General features: G+C 69.8%; 18 protein-coding genes. 4 read left to right on the top strand and 14 right to left on the bottom strand.

Annotation, left to right across the window (positions count from 1 at the left end; translation table 11 throughout):
- Positions 1-23 precede the first annotated feature (23 nt).
- Positions 24-656 carry an O-methyltransferase gene (locus IEX31_RS00735; RefSeq protein ID WP_188741521.1) on the top strand — a complete coding sequence of 211 codons (633 nt, stop codon included), beginning with the start codon at positions 24-26 and terminating at the stop codon, positions 654-656.
- 8 nt (positions 657-664) lie between these two features.
- Here IEX31_RS00735 and IEX31_RS00730 read toward each other — a convergent pair whose 3' ends face one another.
- The 3 genes from IEX31_RS00730 to dapE form a co-directional block, all read right to left on the bottom strand.
- A complete protein-coding gene (locus tag IEX31_RS00730; protein WP_067875042.1) occupies positions 665-838 on the bottom strand; it encodes a DUF3117 domain-containing protein in 174 nt (57 codons plus the stop codon).
- Positions 839-1,001: 163 nt separating this feature from the next.
- Complete coding sequence (locus IEX31_RS00725; RefSeq protein ID WP_229662007.1) at positions 1,002-2,231, bottom strand: putative hexosyltransferase; 1,230 nt, start codon at positions 2,229-2,231, stop codon at positions 1,002-1,004.
- Between the two features lie 23 nt (positions 2,232-2,254).
- On the bottom strand, positions 2,255-3,355 hold the full coding sequence (dapE, locus tag IEX31_RS00720; protein WP_188741520.1) for a succinyl-diaminopimelate desuccinylase: 1,101 nt from the start codon (positions 3,353-3,355) through the stop codon (positions 2,255-2,257).
- An 82-nt stretch (positions 3,356-3,437) separates the two neighbouring features.
- Here dapE and dapD point away from each other — a divergent pair, with 82 nt between their 5' ends.
- Together dapD and IEX31_RS00710 are read left to right on the top strand one after the other, a co-directional pair.
- Complete coding sequence (dapD, locus tag IEX31_RS00715) at positions 3,438-4,418, top strand: 2,3,4,5-tetrahydropyridine-2,6-dicarboxylate N-succinyltransferase (protein ID WP_188741519.1); 981 nt, start codon at positions 3,438-3,440, stop codon at positions 4,416-4,418.
- A gap of 115 nt (positions 4,419-4,533) precedes the next feature.
- Positions 4,534-7,119, top strand: a complete 2,586-nt coding sequence (locus IEX31_RS00710) for a penicillin acylase family protein (protein WP_188741518.1) — start codon at positions 4,534-4,536, stop codon at positions 7,117-7,119.
- 25 nt (positions 7,120-7,144) lie between these two features.
- Here the strand turns inward: IEX31_RS00710 and IEX31_RS00705 are convergent, their stop codons facing one another.
- The 5 genes from IEX31_RS00705 to IEX31_RS00685 form a co-directional block, all read right to left on the bottom strand.
- Positions 7,145-8,443 carry a citrate synthase gene (locus IEX31_RS00705; RefSeq protein WP_229662046.1) on the bottom strand — a complete coding sequence of 433 codons (1,299 nt, stop codon included), beginning with the start codon at positions 8,441-8,443 and terminating at the stop codon, positions 7,145-7,147.
- Between the two features lie 168 nt (positions 8,444-8,611).
- Positions 8,612-9,727 (bottom strand): succinyldiaminopimelate transaminase, encoded by a 1,116-nt coding sequence (gene dapC / locus IEX31_RS00700; protein ID WP_188741516.1) that lies wholly within the window; start codon positions 9,725-9,727, stop codon positions 8,612-8,614.
- 2 nt (positions 9,728-9,729) lie between these two features.
- Entirely contained in the window at positions 9,730-10,050 is a 321-nt protein-coding gene (gene fdxA / locus IEX31_RS00695; protein WP_188741515.1) for a ferredoxin, read from the bottom strand.
- 38 nt (positions 10,051-10,088) lie between these two features.
- Positions 10,089-10,499 (bottom strand): hypothetical protein, encoded by a 411-nt coding sequence (locus IEX31_RS00690; protein ID WP_188741514.1) that lies wholly within the window; start codon positions 10,497-10,499, stop codon positions 10,089-10,091.
- Complete coding sequence (locus IEX31_RS00685; protein WP_188741513.1) at positions 10,496-10,948, bottom strand: hypothetical protein; 453 nt, start codon at positions 10,946-10,948, stop codon at positions 10,496-10,498. The genes IEX31_RS00690 and IEX31_RS00685 overlap by 4 nt, the downstream gene beginning before the upstream one ends.
- A 147-nt stretch (positions 10,949-11,095) precedes the next feature.
- Between IEX31_RS00685 and IEX31_RS00680 the strand changes: the two genes are divergently transcribed.
- Positions 11,096-11,905 carry an enoyl-CoA hydratase/isomerase family protein gene (locus IEX31_RS00680; RefSeq protein ID WP_188741512.1) on the top strand — a complete coding sequence of 270 codons (810 nt, stop codon included), beginning with the start codon at positions 11,096-11,098 and terminating at the stop codon, positions 11,903-11,905.
- Positions 11,906-11,938: 33 nt separating this feature from the next.
- Here IEX31_RS00680 and IEX31_RS00675 read toward each other — a convergent pair whose 3' ends face one another.
- From IEX31_RS00675 to IEX31_RS00650, 6 genes are all read right to left on the bottom strand, one after another.
- Positions 11,939-12,616, bottom strand: coding sequence for a M23 family metallopeptidase (locus IEX31_RS00675; protein ID WP_188741511.1), 678 nt, complete (start codon positions 12,614-12,616; stop codon positions 11,939-11,941).
- Positions 12,617-13,021: 405 nt separating this feature from the next.
- The gene (gene typA, locus IEX31_RS00670; protein WP_188741510.1) at positions 13,022-14,944 is read right to left on the bottom strand and encodes a translational GTPase TypA; all 1,923 of its coding nucleotides are present in this window, start codon (positions 14,942-14,944) and stop codon (positions 13,022-13,024) included.
- A 228-nt stretch (positions 14,945-15,172) separates the two neighbouring features.
- Positions 15,173-16,945 carry a dipeptide ABC transporter ATP-binding protein gene (locus IEX31_RS00665; RefSeq protein WP_188741509.1) on the bottom strand — a complete coding sequence of 591 codons (1,773 nt, stop codon included), beginning with the start codon at positions 16,943-16,945 and terminating at the stop codon, positions 15,173-15,175.
- Positions 16,942-17,901 carry an ABC transporter permease gene (locus IEX31_RS00660; protein ID WP_188741508.1) on the bottom strand — a complete coding sequence of 320 codons (960 nt, stop codon included), beginning with the start codon at positions 17,899-17,901 and terminating at the stop codon, positions 16,942-16,944. The genes IEX31_RS00665 and IEX31_RS00660 overlap by 4 nt, the downstream gene beginning before the upstream one ends.
- Positions 17,891-18,820, bottom strand: coding sequence for an ABC transporter permease (locus tag IEX31_RS00655; RefSeq protein WP_188741507.1), 930 nt, complete (start codon positions 18,818-18,820; stop codon positions 17,891-17,893). Before IEX31_RS00655 ends, IEX31_RS00660 begins: the two co-directional genes overlap by 11 nt.
- A gap of 185 nt (positions 18,821-19,005) precedes the next feature.
- On the bottom strand, positions 19,006-20,628 hold the full coding sequence (locus tag IEX31_RS00650) for a peptide ABC transporter substrate-binding protein (protein ID WP_373285482.1): 1,623 nt from the start codon (positions 20,626-20,628) through the stop codon (positions 19,006-19,008).
- Positions 20,629-20,708: the final 80 nt, after the last annotated feature.

The following is a 20,708-nucleotide window of genomic DNA, read 5'->3' as shown; positions in this document are numbered from 1 at the left end:
AGCCAGCCACCGGGAGTCGCCACGTGTCCGAGAGAGACCTGAACTGGAAGTACGTCGACGAATCGGTCGTCGAGACCGACGCGGTCGTGAAGGCACGCCAGCAGTCCCTCGAACTCGGCATCGAGCCGGTCGGTCCCGCGGTCGGCGCGCAGCTCGCGGTCATCGCGGCCGCGGCGCGTGCAGAGTCCATCATCGAGGTGGGAACGGGCGTCGGCGTCTCGGGTCTCTGGATGCTGCAGACGGTGGGCGGCGCGATGCTCACGTCGATAGACACCGAGAACGAGTACCAGCAGCACGCGCGCGAGCACTTCGCCGACGCCGGCATCGCCCCGGCGCGTGTGCGCCTCATCGCCGGGCGAGCGAGCGAGGTGCTCCCGCGCATGAACGAGAGCTCCTACGACGTCGTCTTCATCGACGCGGATGCCCCGTCGGTCATCGAGTACGTCGAGCACGGGTTGCGCCTGGCCAAGCCAGGCGGGTGCGTGCTCGTGGCGCGTGCGCTCTGGAAGGGCCGCGTCGCCGACCCGGCCCGGCGCGACGATGCGGCGACCGCGTTCCGTGAGCTCACCGCGGAGCTGTCGGCGTCCCCAGCAGTGGCAACGGCCGTCTCCCCTGCGGGAGACGGCCTGTTGCAGATCGTGAAGTTGGGCGCTTGACCCTCGCCTCAGGCGGGGTTCACGACGCCGCCGAGGACGTCGTAGAGCTCCTTGGCCTCAGCGTCGTTCACCGAGACGACGAGGCGGCCACCCCCCTCGAGCGGAACCCGCACGATGATGAGGCGACCCTCCTTCACAGCCTCCATAGGCCCGTCTCCGGTGCGTGGCTTCATGGCCGCCATTGAGCTACCCCTTTCGTGGCTGACCTGTCCATTATCGGCCATGCCGAGCGGCGCGGGGAAATCGCCGCGGCGTCTGTGGACAACGTTCACGGCGCCGTCACCCGACATCAGGCGCCCCGCGCCCGACCGATTCGAGCCCTCATCAGGGCGACGGGCGCATCGGTCACGGCGGGGTCCAGTCGTATCCATCGATGCCCCAGCAGAGGAGGAGCCAGCCGACCTGGAGCACGAGGAAGAGCCCGACCATGCCCCAGCGGTACCACCTCGCGCGCGGGAGCGCGATCGCGCCGAGCAGCGGGAACAGCGGGGCGAGGATCCGGAACGTGCTCGATTGGGGGAAGAACACGGCCAGCAGGTAGAGCACGTAGCCGATGCTCCAGAACCGGATGTCCACGCCGAGTCGGCGCACCGCCGGCGACGCCATCGCGAGCCCGTACGCGATGACGAGCGCGATCACCGCGATCGTGCCGAGCGGTTGGCCGAGCCACCATCCTCCCGACTGGAACCACGCCGTGAACGGCACCAGCTCCTCGTAGCCGATGTACGCCGCACGCCAGGCCAGCTCGGTCGCGGTGTAGCCGTGCGGCTCCCCGGTCGCCGCCCACACGATCGCGGGCCAGGCCAGGCCCCCGACGGCGGCGAACAGGGCGACGGACGCCGCGAGCACACGCTCTCGCACGCCGAACGCCTCGCGGTCCCGCCTGAGCCACCGCCACACCCAGTGCAGCCCGAGGGCGAGCGCGAAGGCGAGCGCGCCGGGGCGTGTGAACGACCACACGGCGATCACCGGGAACAGCCACGCGTAGCGGCGATCGACGAGCAGCAGCAGGGCGAGGGCGAGCCAGAGGAAGCCGAGCGACTCGGCGTACCCGAACTGCATGATGGGCGCGACCGGGGCGACGCAGAACAGCACGACGGCGAAGAGCGCGCGATCCGGCTCGAGGAATCGCGACATGAGGCGGTGGAACACGAGCGCGGCGCCGAGACCCGCGGCCGTCGACACGAGCACGGCGGCCACGTTCCACGAGGCGCCGAACAGCATCACCGCCCCGACGAGCGCCGGGTACACGGGCAGGAACGCCCAGGCGTTCTCGGCGACGTGCCCGTCTTCGGTGAACGGCAGCTCTGAGGGGTACCCGCTGAAGAGGATGACCTGGTACCAGCGCGCATCCCACAGGTTGGAGTACTCGAAGAGGTCGGGATGCGCCCCGGTCCACGGGTTGGCCTCCTGCACGCTCGCCAGCACGAGCACGAACACGGTGGTGACCGCGCGCGCGGCGAGGAACACGAGCACGACCTTCGCCCACCACGGAGCGAGTCGCCAGCGCACGCGCGGCGACCAGCGCGTCGCGCGGAACGGGTCGCGCTCCCGCTCCGGCGGCGCGGTCGTCACGGTCCGGCCCGTCACGGTCCCGCTCAGGCGGCGCCGGTCAGCCACGCCCGCAGCGCCCGCTCGCAGGAGAGGATCTGGTCGCACGCCACGCGCTCGTCGTCGGCATGCGCCTTGAGGGGGTCGCCGGGCCCGAAGTTCACGGCCGGGATGCCGAGGGCGCTGAAGCGCGCGACATCCGTCCACCCGTACTTCGGCTTCGCCTCGCCGCCCACGGCTCGCACGAACTGCTGCGCGAGCGGGTCGTCGAGGCCGGGCCGTGCGCCCTCGGCCTCGTCGACGACCGTGAGCTCGTACTCGGGGAACAGGTCGGCGACATGCTCGATCGCCTCGGCCACCGTGCGGTTCGGCGCGAAGCGGTAGTTCACGTGCAGCATCGCCTCGTCGGGGATGACGTTGCCCGCGATGCCACCGGTGATGCCCACCGCGTTCAGGCCCTCGCGGTACTCGAGTCCGTCGACCTCGACCGTCGCGGGCTCGTAGGCCGCGAGCCGCTCGAGCGCCGGTGCGAGCTTGTGGATGGCGTTCTCGCCCACCCAGCTGCGCGCGGAGTGGGCGCGGAGCCCGTACGCGCGAAGCTCCACGCGCAGGTTCCCGTTGCATCCGCCCTCGACCCGTCCGTTCGACGGCTCGCCGAGGATCGCGAAGTCGCCAGCGAACAGGTCGGGCCGGTGCCGCGCGACCCGGCCGAGTCCGTTGAGCTCGGCCGAGACCTCCTCGTGGTCGTACCACATCCAGGTGAGGTCGACGATCGGGTCGCTGAGCTCCAGCGCGAGCTTGAGCTGCACGGCGACGCCCGCCTTCATGTCGACGGTGCCGCGACCCCACAGGTAGCGCTGCCCGTCGATGGTCTCGAAGCGGGTCGGCACGTTGCCGTTGATCGGCACCGTGTCGAGATGGCCCGCGATGACCACCCGCCGGTCGCGGCCGAGGTTCGTACGGGCCACGATCGTGTCGCCGTCGCGGATCACCTCGAGATGGGCCGCGCCGGCGAGCGCGTCGACGACGAGGTCGGCGAGCGCCCGCTCGTCACCCGAGACGCTCGGCACGTCGCAGATCGCCTGCGTGATGGCGACCGAGTCGGCGGTGAGGTCGAGCGGGGGCCGGGACGAGGCGGAGGTCGGCATGCCTCGAGTCTACGGATGCCCCGCCCCTGTCCACGTCGTCGTGCAGCCCTCGGGCGCGCGCCCGCGCCGATACGCTTGAGGCATGCCCGCCACCGACTCCGCCTCCTCCCCTGCCCGTCGCGTGGCGTGGGGCCACGGTCTCGAGACGGTCGCCGCCGACGGCACGGTGCTCGACGCCTGGTACCCCGCCCCCGCGCTCGGCACTCCCGACGAGGCATCCGCCTCCTCCGCGGGTCGAACCGCGTTCGCGGACCTTGACGAGTTCGCGGGACCCGACGTGCGGCGAGCCGTCATGGTGCGACCCGTCACGACGACCATCGACCTCGACGCCGCGCCCGCAGGCACCGCCGACGCGTACCTGCGGCTGCACCTGCTCTCGCACCTCGTCGTGCGACCCAACGAGCTGAACCTCGACGGGGTCTTCGGGCACCTGCCCGCCGTGGTCTGGACGAACGCGGGCCCGGTGCATCCGGCCGACTTCGACCGACTCCGCCCGCGGCTCCAGCGGGCCGGCATCCACGCGACGGGGCTCGACAAGTTCCCCCGCCTGCTCGACTACGTGACGCCCGAGCGGGTGCGCATCGCGGATGCCGCGCGCGTGCGCCTCGGCGCGCACCTCGCGCCCGGCACGACCGTCATGCACGAGGGCTTCGTGAACTTCAACGCGGGCACGCTCGGCGCCTCGATGGTCGAGGGTCGGATCTCGCAGGGCGTCGTGGTCGGCGACGGCAGCGACATCGGCGGCGGCGCGTCCATCATGGGCACGCTCTCGGGCGGCGGCACCGAGCGGGTGTCGATCGGCGAGCGCGCCCTGCTGGGCGCGAACTCGGGCATCGGCATCTCGATCGGCGACGACTCGGTCGTCGAGGCAGGCCTCTACGTGACCGCGGGCACGAAGGTCATCGTGCTCGGCCGCTCGGGCGAGCCGGGCCGCACCGTGAAGGCGATCGAGCTCTCGGGAGTGCCGAACCTGCTCTTCCGGCGCAACTCGCTCAACGGGCAGGTCGAGGTGCTCTCGCGCTCGGGCGACGGCGTCGCACTGAACGCCGCGCTGCACGCCTGACGCGGTCTCGAAACGCGCGCCTTCGGCGGCGCTGTTCGACCCTCGGGGCGGGGTACAGTGGTGTGCTCAGGCCCCCGCCGGGCGGTCTTCGTCATGCGCAGCACGAAGGAGTGATGTGGGTACCGACGCACCCCGAACCCGCCGGCATCGGGGCCTCCGGTTCCTGACCGTCCTGCTCGTCGGCGTGCTCGTGCTCGCCGTCGCGGCCGCGGGGTTCGGCTGGTGGACGGTGCAGCGCTCGTTCCCGACGACCGCCGGCCGCATCGAGGCGGCGGGGCTCACGGCCGCCGTCACGGTGTACCGCGACGACGCCGGGGTTCCGCAACTCGTCGCCGAGAGCGACCACGACCTCTTCTTCGCCCAGGGGTACGTGCACGCGCAGGACCGGTTCTGGGAGATGGACTTCCGCCGGCACGTCACGGCGGGTCGGCTCGCCGAGCTCTTCGGCGAATCGCAGGTCGCCACCGACGCGTTCATCCGCGCCCTCGACTGGCGTGGCATCGCCGAACAGGAGTTCGAGCTCCTCGACGACGCATCGCGCGCCCACTACGAGGCCTACGCCGACGGCGTGAACGCCTACATCGCCGAGCACGAGGGCGCCGACCTGTCGCTCGAGTACGTCGTGCTCGGGTTGCAGAACCCCGGCTACTCCCCCGAGCCGTGGTCGCCCGTCGACTCCATCGCGTGGCTGAAGGCGATGGCCTGGGACCTCAGGTCGAACCTCGGCGACGAGATCGACCGCGCCATCCTCGCGACCGCGCTGCCGCCCGAGGAGATCGCACGCCTCCATCCCGAGTTCGCGTGGGGTGCGCGGCCCACGATCGTCGACGGTGCCTCCGCGGCCCCGGCGGCCGCCGACGTGGCTTCGCTCTCCGCCTCCGACGAGGCTGAGACGGCGGCGGATGTCCCTGCCGTCGACGCCGCGGCGTACGCCGCGCCGCTCGCCTCGCTCCGCGCCGTGCTCGACGGCATCCCCGACCTGCTCGGGCCCGAGGGCGGCGACCTCGGCTCCAACTCCTGGGTCGTGTCGGGCGCCCACACGGAGTCGGGGATGCCGCTGCTCGCAAACGACCCCCACCTCGGTCCCGCGCTGCCCTCGATCTGGACGCAGATGGGCCTGCACTGCGTCGAACTCCGAGACGGTTGCGCATTCGATGTCGCCGGCTTCACGTTCTCGGGGCTGCCCGGTGTCGTCATCGGCCACAACGACCGCATCGCCTGGGGTCTCACCAACCTCGGTCCCGACGTCGCCGACCTCTACCTCGAGCGCGTCGAGGGCGACTCCTACGAGCTCGACGGCGCGATGGTGCCGCTCACGATCCGCGAGGAGGTCATCGCCGTCGCGGACAGCGACCCGGTCACCGTGACGGTGCGCTCCACCGCGCGCGGGCCCGTCGTGAGCGACGCCGGAGGCGACTACGCCGCCATCGCCGACGGCCACCCCGCGGCATCCGGCGAGCCCGAGGCCGAGGCCGACTACGCGGTCTCGCTGCAGTGGACGGCGCTCACGCCCGGCAACACCGCTCGAGCCGTCTTCGCCATGAACCGCGCGCGCGACTGGGACGGATTCCGCGAGGCGGCCGCGCTGTTCGAAGTGCCCGCGCAGAACCTGGTCTACGCCGACGTGGACGGCAACATCGGCTACCAGGCACCCGGACGGATCCCCATCAGGAAGGCCGGTGACGGCACGATGCCGCTGCCCGGGTGGACGAGCGCGAACGGCTGGTCGGGAACCGTGCCGTTCGACGAGCTGCCCTCCGTGCGGAACCCCGAACGCGGGTACCTCGTCACCGCGAACAACCCCGTGAGCGCGAACGGCCCGATGCTCACCAAGGACTGGGATCACGGGTACCGCGCCGAGGGCATCGAGCGACTGCTCGACGAGCGCATCGCCGCGGGCGCGAAGCTCACGACCGGCGACCTCGCCGAGATCCAGCTCGACACGCTCGACGCGAACGCCTCCGCCCTGCTCCCCGTGATCGCAGAGCTCGAGTTGGACGGCGACGCCGCACGCGGTGCCGCCCTGCTCGACGGATGGGACGGACGCACCGACACCGACAGCGCCGAGGCGGCGTACTTCGCGGTGTTCTGGCGCAACCTCCTCGACGACATGTTCGGCACGCTCCCGGAGGCCACGAGGCCGAAGGGCGGCGATCGCTGGTTCACGGTCGTCGGCGACCTCCTCGACGAGCCCGACGCCCGCTGGTGGACGAATGAGGCCCACGGGGCGACCGGTCGTGACGCCGTGATCGAGCACGCCCTCGGGGCGGCGTGGGCGGAGGCATCCGACCGAATGGGGACGCGGACCGACTCGTGGCGCTGGGGCCGGCTGCACACGCTGACGCTCACGAACCAGACCTTCGGCGAGTCGGGCATCGCCCCGATCGAGTGGCTCTTCAACCGCGGGCCGTATGAGCTCGGCGGCGGCTCGGACATCGTGAACGCCATCGGCTGGGATGCCAGTGCCGGGTACGAGGTGGACTGGGTTCCGTCGATGCGCATGGTCGTCGACCTGGGCGACTTCGACGCCTCGAGGTGGGTGAACCTCACCGGCGCGTCAGGCCACGCGTTCCACCCGCACTACGACGACCAGGCGACCCTCTGGCAGCGCGGCGAGACACGCGCGTGGCCGTTCACGCTCGCCGCCGTGAAGGACGCCTCGCACGACACGCTGCACCTGCGCCCGGCCGGCACCGACTGACGGCGGTGCGCCGTCGGCCGGCGGCTCAGGCGCCGGGGTAGCGACGCTCGGGCTCGCCCACGTAGAGCTGCTGCGGGCGGCCGATCTTGGTCTGCGGGTCGAGGTTCATCTCGCGCCAGTGCGCCATCCAGCCGGGAAGCCGGCCGATCGCGAAGAGCACGGTGAACATGCGCATCGGGAAGCCCATCGCCTTGTAGATGACACCCGTGTAGAAGTCCACGTTCGGGTAGAGGCGACGCTCCTTGAAGTAGTCGTCCTCGAGGGCGATCTGCTCGAGCTCCTTCGCGAGGTCGAGCAGCTGGTCGTTCACGCCGAGCCCGGCGAGCACCTCGTCGGCCGACTCCTTCACCAGTCGCGCGCGCGGGTCGTAGTTCTTGTAGACGCGGTGGCCGAAGCCCATGAGCTTCACGCCGTCCTCCTTGCGCTTGACGCGCTCGACGAACTTCGCCACGCCCTCGCCCGAGTCGCGGATCTGCGCGAGCATCTGCAGCACCGCCTCGTTCGCCCCGCCGTGCAGGGGGCCCGAGAGGGCCTGGATGCCCGCCGAGATCGAGGCATACAGGTTCGCGCCCGTGGAGCCCACGAGCCGCACCGTCGACGTCGACGCGTTCTGCTCGTGGTCCTCATGGAGGATGAGCAGGCGGTCGAGCGCCTTCGACAGCACCGGGTCGATGACGTACGGCTCGGCCATGTTGCCGAAGTTCAGGCGCAGGAAGTTGTCGACGAAGCTCAGCGAGTTGTCGGGATACAGGAAGGCCTGCCCGATGCTCTTCTTGTGCGCGTACGCGGCGATGACCGGCAGCTTCGCGAGGAGCCGGATCATCGTCAGCTCGATGTCGTGCAGGTCGTGCGGGTCCGACGAGTCCTCGTAGAAGGTGGAGAGCGCAGAGACCGCGCTGGAGAGCACCGACATCGGGTGCGCGGTGTGCGGCAGCGCCGAGAAGAAGCGCTTCAGGTCCTCATGCAGGAGCGTGTGGCGGCGGATCCTCTCGTCGAACTCGCCGAGCTCGTCGGCGGTCGGCAGGCTGCCGTAGAGCAGCAGCCATGCCACCTCGAGGTAGGTCGAGTGCTGGGCGAGCTGCTCGATCGGGAAGCCGCGGTACCGGAGGATCCCCTGCTCGCCGTCGATGTAGGTGATCTCCGACTGCGTCGACGCCGTGTTGACGAAGCCGTAGTCGAGTGCCGTCAGGCCGGTCTGCCGGGTGAGGGTCGACAGGTCGATGCTCGAGTTGCCGTCGACCGCCTGGAGGATGGGGAACTCGGCGGTGCCGCCGGGGAAGCTGAGGGTGGCATTCCCGGGGTGCTGCCCGGTCGCCTGGTTCACGACGTCGCTCACGGCGCCTCCTGTGATCGTCACTTGCGCGGTCACCTGCTTTCCGGTCCGGGGCCGTGGGTGGCCGCCGCCCGAATACAGCCTAGACGCGGTCCGGGCACACTGTGACATCCGCCAAGAGGTGACCGCTTCCGTTGGATCGACTGCACAGGCGGCGTGTCAGGCGCGAGCGGCGGCCCGCAACCGCTCGGCCGCGGACGAGATCCGCTCGTCGGTGGCGGTGAGGGAGAGCCGCACGTGCTCGGGATGGTGCACGCCGTAGAAGTGGCCCGGACCGCCGAGGATGCCGAGGTCGGCGAGCCGGCGGAGGCTGTCCCACGCGTCGCGGCCCTCGGTCGCCCACAGGTAGAGGCCCGCCTCGCTGTGGTCGACGCGGAAGCCGGCCGACTCGACCGCCGACTTCAGCGTGGCGCGGCGTGCGCGATAGCGCTCCTTCTGCTCCGCCACGTGCAGGTCGTCGCGCAGGGCAGCGACCATCGCGTGCTGCAGCGGCTGGGGCAGCATGAGGCCCGCGTGCTTGCGGACGTTCGTGAGCCGGGCGATCACGGTGCGGCATCCGGCGACGAAGGCCGCACGGTAGCCGGCCATGTTGGACTGCTTCGACAGCGAGTAGATGGCAAGCGTGTCGCGGCGGTCGCCGCCGGTCACGGCGGGGTCGAGCAGGCTCGGCACGCGCTCCTCGGCCCAGCGCCCCTCCCAGCCGAGTTCCGCGTAGCACTCGTCGCCGACGATGACGGCGCCGAGCTCGCGTGCACGGGCCCGCGCGGCACGGAGCTCCTCGATCGTGAGCACCCGCCCATCGGGATTGCCCGGGCTGTTCAGCCATACGAGCCGGGTCTGCTCCGGCCACTCCGCCGGGTCGTCGGACGACTTGGCGGTCGCGCCGGCGAGTACCGCACCCATCTCGTAGCTCGGGTAGGCGGCGCGCGGATGCACCACCACATCGCCCTCGCCGAGCCCCAGCAGGAACGGCAGCAGCGCGACGAGCTCCTTCGACCCGATGGTGGGCAGGACGTTCGCCTCCGTGAGTCCGCCGACGCCTCGTCGACGCTCGAACCAGCGCACAATCTCCGCGCGCAGCTCGGGCGTGCCGACGGTGCTCGGGTAGGCGTGCGCGTCCGTCGCCGCCGCGAGCGCGTCCCGCACGACGGCGGGGGTCGGGTCGACGGGCGACCCGATCGACAGGTCCACGAGCCCGTCGCGGTGCGCCGCCGCCCGTTCGCGATACGGACCCATCAGGTCCCACGGATAGTCGGGCAGCTCGCCGCGCGCCATGCTCAGTGCACCTGCGGCGGCAGGGCGGCGACGAGCGGGTGGTCCTTCGGGATCACGCCGACCTTCGCGGCGCCGCCTGGTGAACCGATGTCGTCGAAGAACTCGACGTTCGCCTTGTAGTAGTCGGCCCACTCCTCGGGCAGGTCGTCCTCGTAATAGATCGCCTCGACGGGGCATACGGGCTCGCAGGCCCCGCAGTCGACGCACTCGTCAGGGTGGATGTAGAGCGAGCGTTCACCCTCGTAGATGCAGTCGACGGGGCATTCGTCGACGCAGGCGCGGTCTTTGACATCTACGCACGGCAGGGCGATGACGTAGGTCACGTTGGCTCGCTGTCCTCTCGGAAGGGTGGGACTCCAGTCTATGCGGCCCCGGCTGTCGACCGGCGGCGTGCGGGCAGCTTGGGCCACGCAACCACGAACACGGCGACGAGCGCGGGCGCAACTGCCCAGATCGTGCCGACGAGGTCGCCCGCGATCAGCACCGAGCCGCCGCGGCCCGGCAACGTGAGCAGCGCCACCGTGCCGAGGATGCCGGCCGCGGCGCCTGCCGCGGCGAGACGACCGCCCGCGACGAGTCGTATCCCGACGAGGAGCGCGAGCACGCCGAGGATCGCCGCGACGAGCCCCCACGGGATGACGAGTTCGCCGACCCGCAGCTCGTTGCGATGGCCGATGGTCGCAACCGACCCGTAGATGATCCCCACGACGAACGCCAGTGTGACCGTGCCGGCGCGAGCGGCCCGTGTCGCCGGGGCGCCGGCGCCGGTCACTGCGCCGTCGGCGTCACCGTGTACGAGACGGTGCCGCCCTCGCCCGCGAGCAGCACCAGGTACCCGGAGCCCGTATAGACCTTGGCCCCCAGCTCGCCACCGGAGACGGAGGTGTCCTCCGTGTAGCCGGCCGCCTCCAGCGCGGCGGCCGCCTCGGCCATCGCATCGTTCGACGACGACGTGATCGCGACGATCCAGCCCTCGGTCCCGCCCGCACCGGCGGACAGGCCGATCTTGCCCTCGATCACGGGGACCTCGGTCGGGAAGTCCGCGGGGAGCTCGCCCGTGAGGCTCACGTCGCCGCCCGTGGCGCCCTCGACCGCTTCCTCGACGCTGCGGTTCACGAGCTCCTCCACCGGGTTGGCGAAGCAGCCGGTGAGGAGCGAGGCGGTGACGCCGGCGATCGCGACGGCGATCACGGCACGGGTCGTGGCGGGCAGGGTCGGCATGGCGGACTCCTCGGATGGAAAGGATGGGGATGCACGCGGCGCACACGGCATCCGCTCGTGTCGGATTCTATCGGCCGGAACCTTGCGCATGCGATGGCGTAGCGTGGATGCGGCGCGGCAGGGGCCGCACGGAGAGGATCGATGACGATGTCGCATGCCGCAGCTGGAGGCCTCGCGGAGGACCCCGCCGTACGGGTCGAGCGGGAGGACGAGCTCGCGATCGTCACGATCGATCGGCCGGCCTCGCTCAACGCCCTCTCGGCGTCGGTGCTCACCGAGCTCGAGACCGGGTTCGAGCGACTCGCGACCGAACGCGGCGTGCGCGGCGTGCTGCTCGTCGGCGCCGGTGGCCGCGCGTTCGTGGCCGGGGCTGACATCCGCGGCCTGGCCGGGCTGGAGCCCGGGCCGGCGGCCGAGGTCGCGCGCCTCGGCCATCGCGTCGCCGGGACGATCGAGGCGTTGCCCGCGCCCGTGATCGCGTGTGTCGACGGGTTCGCCCTCGGCGGCGGCCTCGAGCTCGCGCTCGCCTGCGATCTCATCTATGCGACGGATGCCTCGGGCTTCGGCCAGCCCGAGGTGAAGCTCGGGCTCATCCCCGGGTTCGGCGGCACCGTGCGACTCCCCCGCGCGATCGGCCTCGCCCGGGCCAAGGAGCTCATCTACACCGGACGACGCATCGGCATCGACGAGGCGGTCGAGGCCGGGCTCGTGGCACGCCGCTTCGCCGACCGGGACGCCCTGCTCGCCGGCGCGAGGGAGACGCTCGCACAGGTCGCTGCGAACTCGGCGAGCGCCGTCGGGATCGCCAAGCGCGTGCTGGTCGCGGCGACGGGTCGTCCGACCGACGAGGCGTCGGCACTCGAGGTCGAAGGCTTCGAGGACGCGTTCCGCACCGACGACATGCGCGAGGGCGTCACGGCCTTCCTGGAGAAGCGCGTACCCCGCTTCGCAGGCTGAACCGACTCGGCGTCGCCGCCGACCTGCGCGGGGTCAACTGACGTGCGTGCTGAGCCAGGCGAATCCGTCGAACCGCACGCCGTCGGCGCCGAACATCTCGAGGTGCAGGTGCGATCCGGTGGACTGTCCGGTGGAGCCGACGAGGCCGAGCTGCTGGCCCGCGCTCACGCGCTGGCCCTCGGACACCGCGAGCGAGCCGTACTGCATGTGCGCGTACGAGCTCGTGATGAGCTCGCCGCCGATGTTGTGCTGCACCTCGACGTTCACGCCGAGGCCGCCGCCGTTCTCGGTCGCGAGCACGACCACGCCATCGGCGATCGACATGACCGGGGCGCCGTTGCCGGGATTGAAGTCGACGCCGTCGTGGTACGTGGAACAGCCGGAACAGGGCGCCTCGCGCGGGCCGAAGCCCGAGGCGCGTTTCTCGGGATTGCTGACCGGCCACACGATGAGGTCGGACTCGATCACCGCGACGCTGCCGAGGCCCGCGACCTGCGAGACGATGGGCGGCGGTGCGGCCTCGACGGCGTAGCCGTCGGTCGTGAGCGGCCGGAGCTCGGCCTCGCTCGCGACCTCGAGGGCCTGCGGGCGTAGTGAGATGCTGTCGTCCGCGACCGGCGCGTAGACCGAGGCGCGGTGTTCGGGGTCACTCGCGGTGACGGCCAGGGCGGGAACGCTCGTGGCGATCATCATGCTGCCGACGAAGGTCATCGCAACGGCCGAGAACGCGGGGCGCAGGACGCCCGTGTGGGCGCGGCGGGGCGCCCGGGGTTCGGGCGCCTGTGGCGAGAGGGGCGCCCGCGACCCGGCACGCGGCGACGAGTGGGCGGCTCGGGTCGGGCCGGATCGGCGGGGCTGGAGACGGACAGGACCGGGGGCGGCCGCGCGGCGGCCGTGCATCGGGGGAATCATTCGGGTGGCGTCGTGTATCTGGGTCGGGGGAGCCGAGACGAGCTCGGACGGGGGAAATCGAGACAATCTGGAACAAGTTACGCACCGAGTCTGGGAGGTTCCTCCGTTATGCAAACGTGATCTGGCATCGAGTGCCGAAGATCGCCCACGCAAGACGAGCGGATGCCGCGGACTCCAGCCCGCGGCATCCGCTCGTTCTCCGGATCAGGCCTGCTTCTTCAGGCGCGACGCGGCGCGCGCGCGTGCCGTCTGGTCGAGCTCGACCTTGCGGATGCGCACCTTCTCGGGCGTGACCTCGACACACTCGTCCTCGCGCGCGAACTCCAGGCACTCCTCGAGGGTGAGCTGGCGCGACGGCGTCATCGACTCGAAGGTGTCGGCCGTCGACGAACGCATGTTCGTGAGCTTCTTCTCCTTCGTGATGTTCACGTCCATGTCGTCGGTGCGCGAGTTCTCGCCGATGACCATGCCCTCGTAGACCTCTTCGGTCGGGTTCACGAAGAAGTTCATGCGCTCCTGCAGCGCGATGATCGCGAACGGCGTCACAACGCCGGCGCGGTCGGCGACGATCGAGCCGTTGCTGCGCGTCGTGATGGTGCCGGCCCACTCGTCATAGCCGTGCGAGATCGCGTTGGCGATGCCCGTGCCGCGCGTGATGGTGAGGAATTCGGTGCGGAAGCCGATGAGCCCGCGGCTCGGCACGATGAACTCCATGCGCACCCAGCCCGTGCCGTGGTTCGCCATGTTGTCCATGCGGCCCTTGCGTGCGGCCAGCAGCTGGGTGATCGCGCCGAGGTACTCCTCGGGGGCGTCGATCGTGAGGTGCTCGTATGGCTCGTGCACCTTGCCGTCGACGGTCTTCGTGACGACCTGCGGCTTGCCGACCGTGAGCTCGAAGCCCTCGCGGCGCATCTGCTCCACCAGGATCGCGAGGGCGAGCTCGCCGCGGCCCTGCACCTCCCACGCGTCGGGTCGGCCGATGTCGAGGACCTTGAGCGAGACGTTGCCGACGAGCTCCCGGTCGAGCCGGTCCTTCACCATGCGCGCGGTGAGCCGGTGGCCCTTCACCTTGCCGACGAGCGGCGACGTGTTCGTGCCGATCGTCATCGAGATCGCGGGGTCGTCGACGTGGATCGCGGGAAGCGGCCGCACGTCCTCGGGGTCGGCGAGCGTCTCGCCGATCGTGATCTCCTCGATGCCGGCGACCGCGATGATGTCGCCGGGGCCGGCCTCCTCTGCGGGGAAGCGGTCGAGGGCCTTGGTCTTCAGGAGCTCGGTGATGCGCACGTTCGAGTGCGAGCCGTCGTGGCGCACCCAGGCGACCGTCTGGCCCTTGCGGACGGTGCCGTTGAACACGCGGAGCAGGGCGAGGCGACCGAGGAACGGCGACGCGTCGAGGTTCGTGACCCACGCCTGCAGCGGTGCCTCGTCGTCGTACGTCGGTGCGGGGATGTGCTTCAGGATCGCCTCGAAGAGCGGCTCGAGGTCGTCGCTGTCGGGGAGGCTGCCGTTCTCGGGCTTCGTGGTCGAGGCGCGGCCTGCCTTGCCCGACGCGTACACCACCGGCACGTCGAGGATGGCGTCGAGGTCGAGATCGCCGTCCGTGCCGGCAGACACCGCGTCGTCGGCGAGGTCCGACGCGAGGCCGAGCAACAGGTCCTGGCTCTCGGCGACGACCTCGTCGATGCGCGCGTCGGGGCGGTCGGTCTTGTTCACGAGGAGGATCACGGGCAGGCGCGCCTCGAGCGCCTTGCGCAGCACGAACCGCGTCTGCGGCAGCGGGCCCTCGCTCGCGTCGACGAGGAGCACGACGCCGTCGACCATCGAGAGGCCGCGCTCGACCTCGCCGCCGAAGTCGGCGTGGCCCGGCGTGTCGATGACGTTGATGGTCACGGGCCCGGATGTCGCGTGCACGCCGTCGTACTCGATGGCGGTGTTCTTCGCGAGGATCGTGATTCCCTTCTCGCGCTCGAGCTCGTTCGAGTCCATCGCGCGCTCGTCGACGTGGGCGTGCTCGGCGAAGGAGTGGGTCTGCTTGAGCATGGCGTCGACGAGCGTCGTCTTGCCGTGGTCGACGTGGGCGACGATCGCGACGTTGCGCAGGTCGTTGCGGGTGGCGTTGGCCATGGTGGTGGGTCCTCAGTGATGCGTGTCGTCACGTGGCGCCGACGCGTCCCGGTGCGGGCGACACGGCGGCAGCGCGGAAGCGCGGATGAAGTAGGTCGGTGGGATCGCGCGAAGCCGATGCACGGCGCGCGCCCTGCAAGACTACCGTGCGCGGCACGGCTTCGGCTGGGAGCGGCGAACGCCCGGCATCCGGGTGCGGGCTGCCGGGCGTTCGCGCGGTGCGGTCGGTTATGCGCCGAGCTCGATGCCCGCGCCGGGGATGGCCGCGAGCAGGTCACGGGTGTACTGCTCCCTCGGGTTGTCGAACACCTCGTCGGTGGTGGCCGCCTCGACGATGCGCCCATTCTGCATCACGCAGACGTGGTCGGCGATGACGCGCACGACCGCGAGGTCGTGGGTGATGAAGAGGTACGTGAGCCCGAGCTCGGCCTGCAGGTCGGCGAGCAGGCGCAGGATCTGCGCCTGCACGAGCACGTCGAGTGCGGAGACCGCCTCGTCGAGCACGACGATCTCGGGCTTCAGGGCCAGCGCACGCGCGATGGCGATGCGCTGCCGCTGCCCGCCCGAGAGCTCGTTGGGGTAGCGGCTCACGAGCGACTTCGGCAGCGACACCTGCTCGAGCAGCTCGAACACGCGCTCGCGGCGCGACGCGTTCGTGCCCACCTTGTGCGTGTGCAGCGGCTCCGCGATCGTGTTGCCGATGTTGCGCAGCGGGTTCAGCGAGCCGTACGGGTCCTGGAAGACCGGCTGCATGCGGCTGCGGAGGTGGAAGAGCTCCTTGCCTGTGACGCTCGCGAGGTCAATGCCGCCGACCACGATCTTGCCGCTGGTGGTGTCCTCGAGCTTCAGCAGCATCTTCGCGACGGTCGACTTGCCCGAACCCGACTCGCCGACCAGGGCCATCGTGGTGCCCTTGGGGATCTGAAACGACACCTGGTCGACGGCCGTGAATTCGCCCGAGCCGCGGATCTTGAACACCTTGGTGAGGTGCTCGACGACGATCGCGGGCGGGGCGGATGCCGCAGCCTCGAGGACCTCGGCACGGGCCTCGGCGGTGGCGATGAGGTCGATGGTGTCGCCCGCGGCATGCGCGGCGTCCTCGGCCATCGACGACTCCGCCGCCGCGATGCTGCCACTCGCCTGGATGCGGCGCGAGGCGAGGCTCGGCGCCGCGGCCACGAGCCGCTGCGTGTACGGGTGCTGCGGGTTCTGCAGGATCTCGACCGACGGACCCGACTCGACGACCTTGCCCTTGTACATCACCACGAGCTGCTCGGCACGCTCCGCGGCGAGGCCGAGGTCGTGCGTGATGAACAGCAGGGTCGTGCCGAGTTCGCGCGTGAGCGACTCGAGGTGGTCGAGGATCACGCGCTGCACGGTGACGTCGAGCGCCGAGGTGGGCTCGTCGGCGATGAGCAGCTGCGGGTCGGCGGCGAGGCCCATGCCGATGAGCACGCGCTGGCGCATGCCTCCCGAGAACTGATGCGGGAACTGCTTGAGACGCCGGTCGGCGTCCTGCAGGCCTGCCTGCTTCAGCACCTCGATGGCACGCTTCTTGACCTCCTTGCGGCCGGTCGCGATGCCGTTGGCCTTGATGGCCTCCTCGACCTGGAAGCCGATCGACCACACGGGGTTGAGGTTCGACATCGGATCCTGGGGCACGAACCCGATCTTGCGACCGCGGATCGCCTCCATGTCGTGCTTCGAGGCCTTGGTGAGGTCCTGGCCGTCGAGGAGGATCTGGCCGCCGGAGATGTGGCCGGTGCCGGGAAGCAGGTTGATGATCGCGTGCGCGGTCGTGGACTTGCCCGAGCCGGACTCGCCCACGATCGCGAGGCTCTGCCCGCGGTAGAGGGTGATGTTCACGCCGTCGACGGCCTTTACGACGCCGTCTTGGGTGGTGAAGCCGACTTCGAGATCCTTGATCTCGAGGAGCGGACGCTCGCCGACATCGACGGCGGTCCGCTGCTGCATGTTGGTCCCGTTCACGATCTCGGTCATCGCTGTGCCCTCGCCTTCGGGTCGAGCGCGTCGCGGATGACCTCGCCGAGCATGATGAAGCTCAGCACGGTGACCGAGAGTGCGATCGAGGGCAGGATCAGGGTCTGGGGCGCCGTCCGCAGGTCGTTCTGCGCCGCGGAGATGTCGTTGCCCCACGACATCGTCGAGGAGGGCAGCCCGACACCGAGGAAAGACAGGGTCGCCTCGGCCACGATCGCCGACGCGAGCGAGATCGTCGTGATGACGATGACGGGAGCGATCGAGTTCGGCAGCACGTGGCGGAGCAGAATGCGGAAACTCGAGACGCCGAGGGCCGTCGACGCCATCACGAAGTCCGCGTTCTTCACCCTGAGGATCTCCGCTCTCAGCACACGAGCCGTCGCCGGCCAGGCGAAGATGCCGATCGCGATCGAGATGACCCACACGTTCGCGTACTGCGACAGGACCGACATGACGACCACGGCGGCGAGGATGTAGGGGATCGAGAAGAAGATGTCGCCGAGGCGCGAGAGCACCGAGTCGAGCCATCCGCCGTAGAAGCCCGCGAAGGCGCCGAACACGATGCCGAGGAACGCCACGAGGAACGTCACGATGAGGCCGACCGAGAGCGACGTCGACGTGCCGTGGATGATGCGCGAGTAGATGTCGCAGCCCTGCTTCGTGAAGCCGAGGGGGTGACCGTCCGTCGGTCCGGCGTTGCTGTTCGCGAGCTGGCAGTCGTTGTTCGGCGGCACCTGCGTGAACCACCCCGGGAAAAGGGCGACGATGACGACGAGCACGATGAGCGCGGCAGAGATCCAGAACATCGGCCGGCCGCGCACATCGCGCCAGCCGTCGGTCCACAGGTTCGTCGGCTTGCCCTCGGTTTTCACCGCGTCGATCGCGACGAGCGGCGTCTCCTCGATCGGCGCGACGAAGTGCTGCTGATCGGGTCTGGTGTTGACGTTACTTGGCATAGCGGATCCTCGGGTCGAGAACGGCGTACAACAGATCGATCAGCAGGTTCACCACGAGATAGATCAGCACCATGACGGTCACGAAGGCGACGACGGTCGGGTTCTCTCCCCGGATGATTGCCTGGTACACCGTGCGACCGACGCCTGGCACGTTGAAGATGCCCTCCGTGACGACGGCACCGACCATGAGCGTGCCGAAGTCGACCGCGAGGTAGGTGACGACCGGGATCAGCGAGTTGCGCAGGATGTGCACCGGCACGATCCGATTACGAGAGAGGCCCTTGCTCGCGGCGGTGCGAACGAAGTCCTGGCCTTCCGTTTCGATGACCGACGCCCTCGTCAGTCGAACGATCTGGGCGAAGCTCGCGGTCGCGAGCACGAGCGCGGGCAGTATCAGGTCCTGCCATGGCGCACCGACGCCGACGGTGGTCCTGAACCAGCCGAGCTGGATGGCGAAGACGTACTGGGCGACGAAGGCGACGACGAAGATCGGCAGCGAGATGAAGATGAGGCTCACGACGAGCGCGCTCGCATCGAAGACGCCGCCCTTGCGCAGTCCAGAGATGAGACCGACGCCGATGCCGCCCACCATGAGGAAGAAGGTCGAGAGCGCCGCGAGGCGGAGCGTGACCGGGAACGTCTGGGCGAGGATGTCGGCGACCGGCTGCCCCGAGAACGAGACACCGAGGTCACCCCGGAAGATGTTGCCTAGGAAGATCAAGTACTGGACGATGAACGGCTTGTCCAGGTTGTAGCGCTCGCGCAGCTGCTCGACGACCTGCGGCGGCGGCGTCTTCTCTCCGAAGAGTGCGACGACGGGGTCGCCGGGCAGGGCGAAAACCATGAAGTAGATCAGGAAGGTGGTGCCGAGCAGCACAGGGATCGCCTGCAGGACTCGACGCACGATGTAGCCGGCCATGGATCAGGCCTCGCTGTTCGTGGATGTTGACATGTTGAAGGAAACCTCACCGTTTGCGAGTTCGTCCACACGATGCTACGCCGATCGGCTGAGCACCGGGGATGCGTGGGAGTGGGGCGGCAGCCGATCGGCTGCCGCCCCACGGGCGCCTCAGAGTCTAACTCCGACTCGCCCCGGAACGAGAATTACTCGCTCTTGGTGATCTGGTGATACAGCGGAACGGTGTTCCAGCCGAACTCCACGTTCTCGACCTGCTCACCCCATGCGCCAGCCGTGTTGGTGTACCAGAGCGGGATGGCCGGAAGGTCCTCGAAGAGGATCTCCTGAGCCTGCTGGAAACTCTCGATACCGGCCTCGACGTCAGCCGCGCCCAGACCCTCGGACATCAGCGCGTCGAACTCGGGGCTCGAGTAGTCGCCGTCGTTCGAGCCCGCGTCCGTGCCGAAGATCGGCGCGAGGAAGTTCGACAGCGACGGGTAGTCGCCCTGCCAACCGGTACGGAACGGCGTCTGGATCGTGCGATCGGTGACGGCCGTCCGGAGTTCGGCGAACGTCGGGACCGGCGCACCGGCTGCCTCGATGCCGAGATTGTTCTTCAACTGGTTCGCCACCGCGTCGACCCAGCCCTGGTTGGGGCCGTCGGCGTTGTAGGCGAGCTGGAAGGAGCCGTCCCACGGAGCGATCGCGTCGGCCTGCGCCCAGAGGTCCTTCGCCGCGTCGACGTCGAACTCGAGGACCTCGGAGCCCGGGATGTCCTCGGAGTAGCCCGCAATCACCGGCGACGTGAAGTCCTTCGCCGGGGTGCGCGTGCCACTGTAGATCACCTCGGTGATCTCCTCGCGGTTGATCGCGTGCGAGATCGCAGCCCGGCGGAGCTTGCCCTCGTCGCCGTCGAAGTGCGGCAGGCGTGCCGGGATCGTGATCGTGGCGTTCGCCGCGGCCGGCTGGTTGACCGAACGGCCCTCGAACTCCGTCTCGAAGGTCGCGAGCGCGCTCTCGGGGAGGTCCTGGAGCACGTCGACGTTGCCGCCCTGCAGGTCGGCGTACGCGGCGTCCAGGTCGGCGTAGAGGATGACGTCGAGGCCACCGTTCTGCGGCGCGCGGGGACCGTCGTAGTCGGGGTTCACGACGAGGTCGATGCGCTCGTTGTGCGCCCACGCACCCTCGCCGTCGAACATGTACGGGCCGTTGCCGATCGGGTTCTCACCGAACGCCTCGATGTCCTCCCACGCCGCATCGGGCAGCGGAGCGAACGCCGAGTAGCCGAGGCGCAGCGGGAAGTCCGACTCGGGCTGGCTCAGCTTGACCTCGAAGGTGAGGTCGTCGACGACCGTGAGACCCGACATCTCCTCGACGTTCTCGTCGTAGCTGAAGCCCTCGATCGACTCGAAGAAGTAGCTCGAGAGCTGCGCGTTGTCGAGAGCGGCACCGTAGTTCCACGCGTTCACGAACGACTCGGCGGTGACCGGCTCGCCGTTCGTGAAGGTCTGGTCGGGCTTGATCTTGATCGTGTAGGTCTGGCTGTCCTCGGTCTCGATGGACTCGGCGACCTCGTTGTGCACGGCGCCCTCGGCGTCGTAGTAGACCAGGCCCGCGAAGATGTTGTCGACGATGAGACCGCCGCCGACCTCGTTGGTGTTGGTCGGGATCAACGGGTTCTGCGGCTCGGTGCTGTTCGTCGTGATGACCGCAGTCGACGCACCGGCCTCGCCGGTGGACTCAGGCGAGCCGCTGGTGCAGCCCGAGAGCGTGAGCGCTCCCGCAGCTGCAAGAGCAATGGCGGCCACGCCAAATCTCTTGATCTTCAATGTTCCTCCTGTGAGATGTGCGTCGACAGCGCGACTTCTGGCCGCACTGGAGCGCTGGTAGATCGAGACTATGGACCGGT

The organism is Agromyces bauzanensis (assembly GCF_014645655.1).
Taxonomy (GTDB): Bacteria; Actinomycetota; Actinomycetes; order Actinomycetales; family Microbacteriaceae; genus Agromyces; species Agromyces bauzanensis.
Note: the sequence above shows the minus strand (reverse complement) of the source record. Positions and strands in the feature narration are given on the sequence as shown.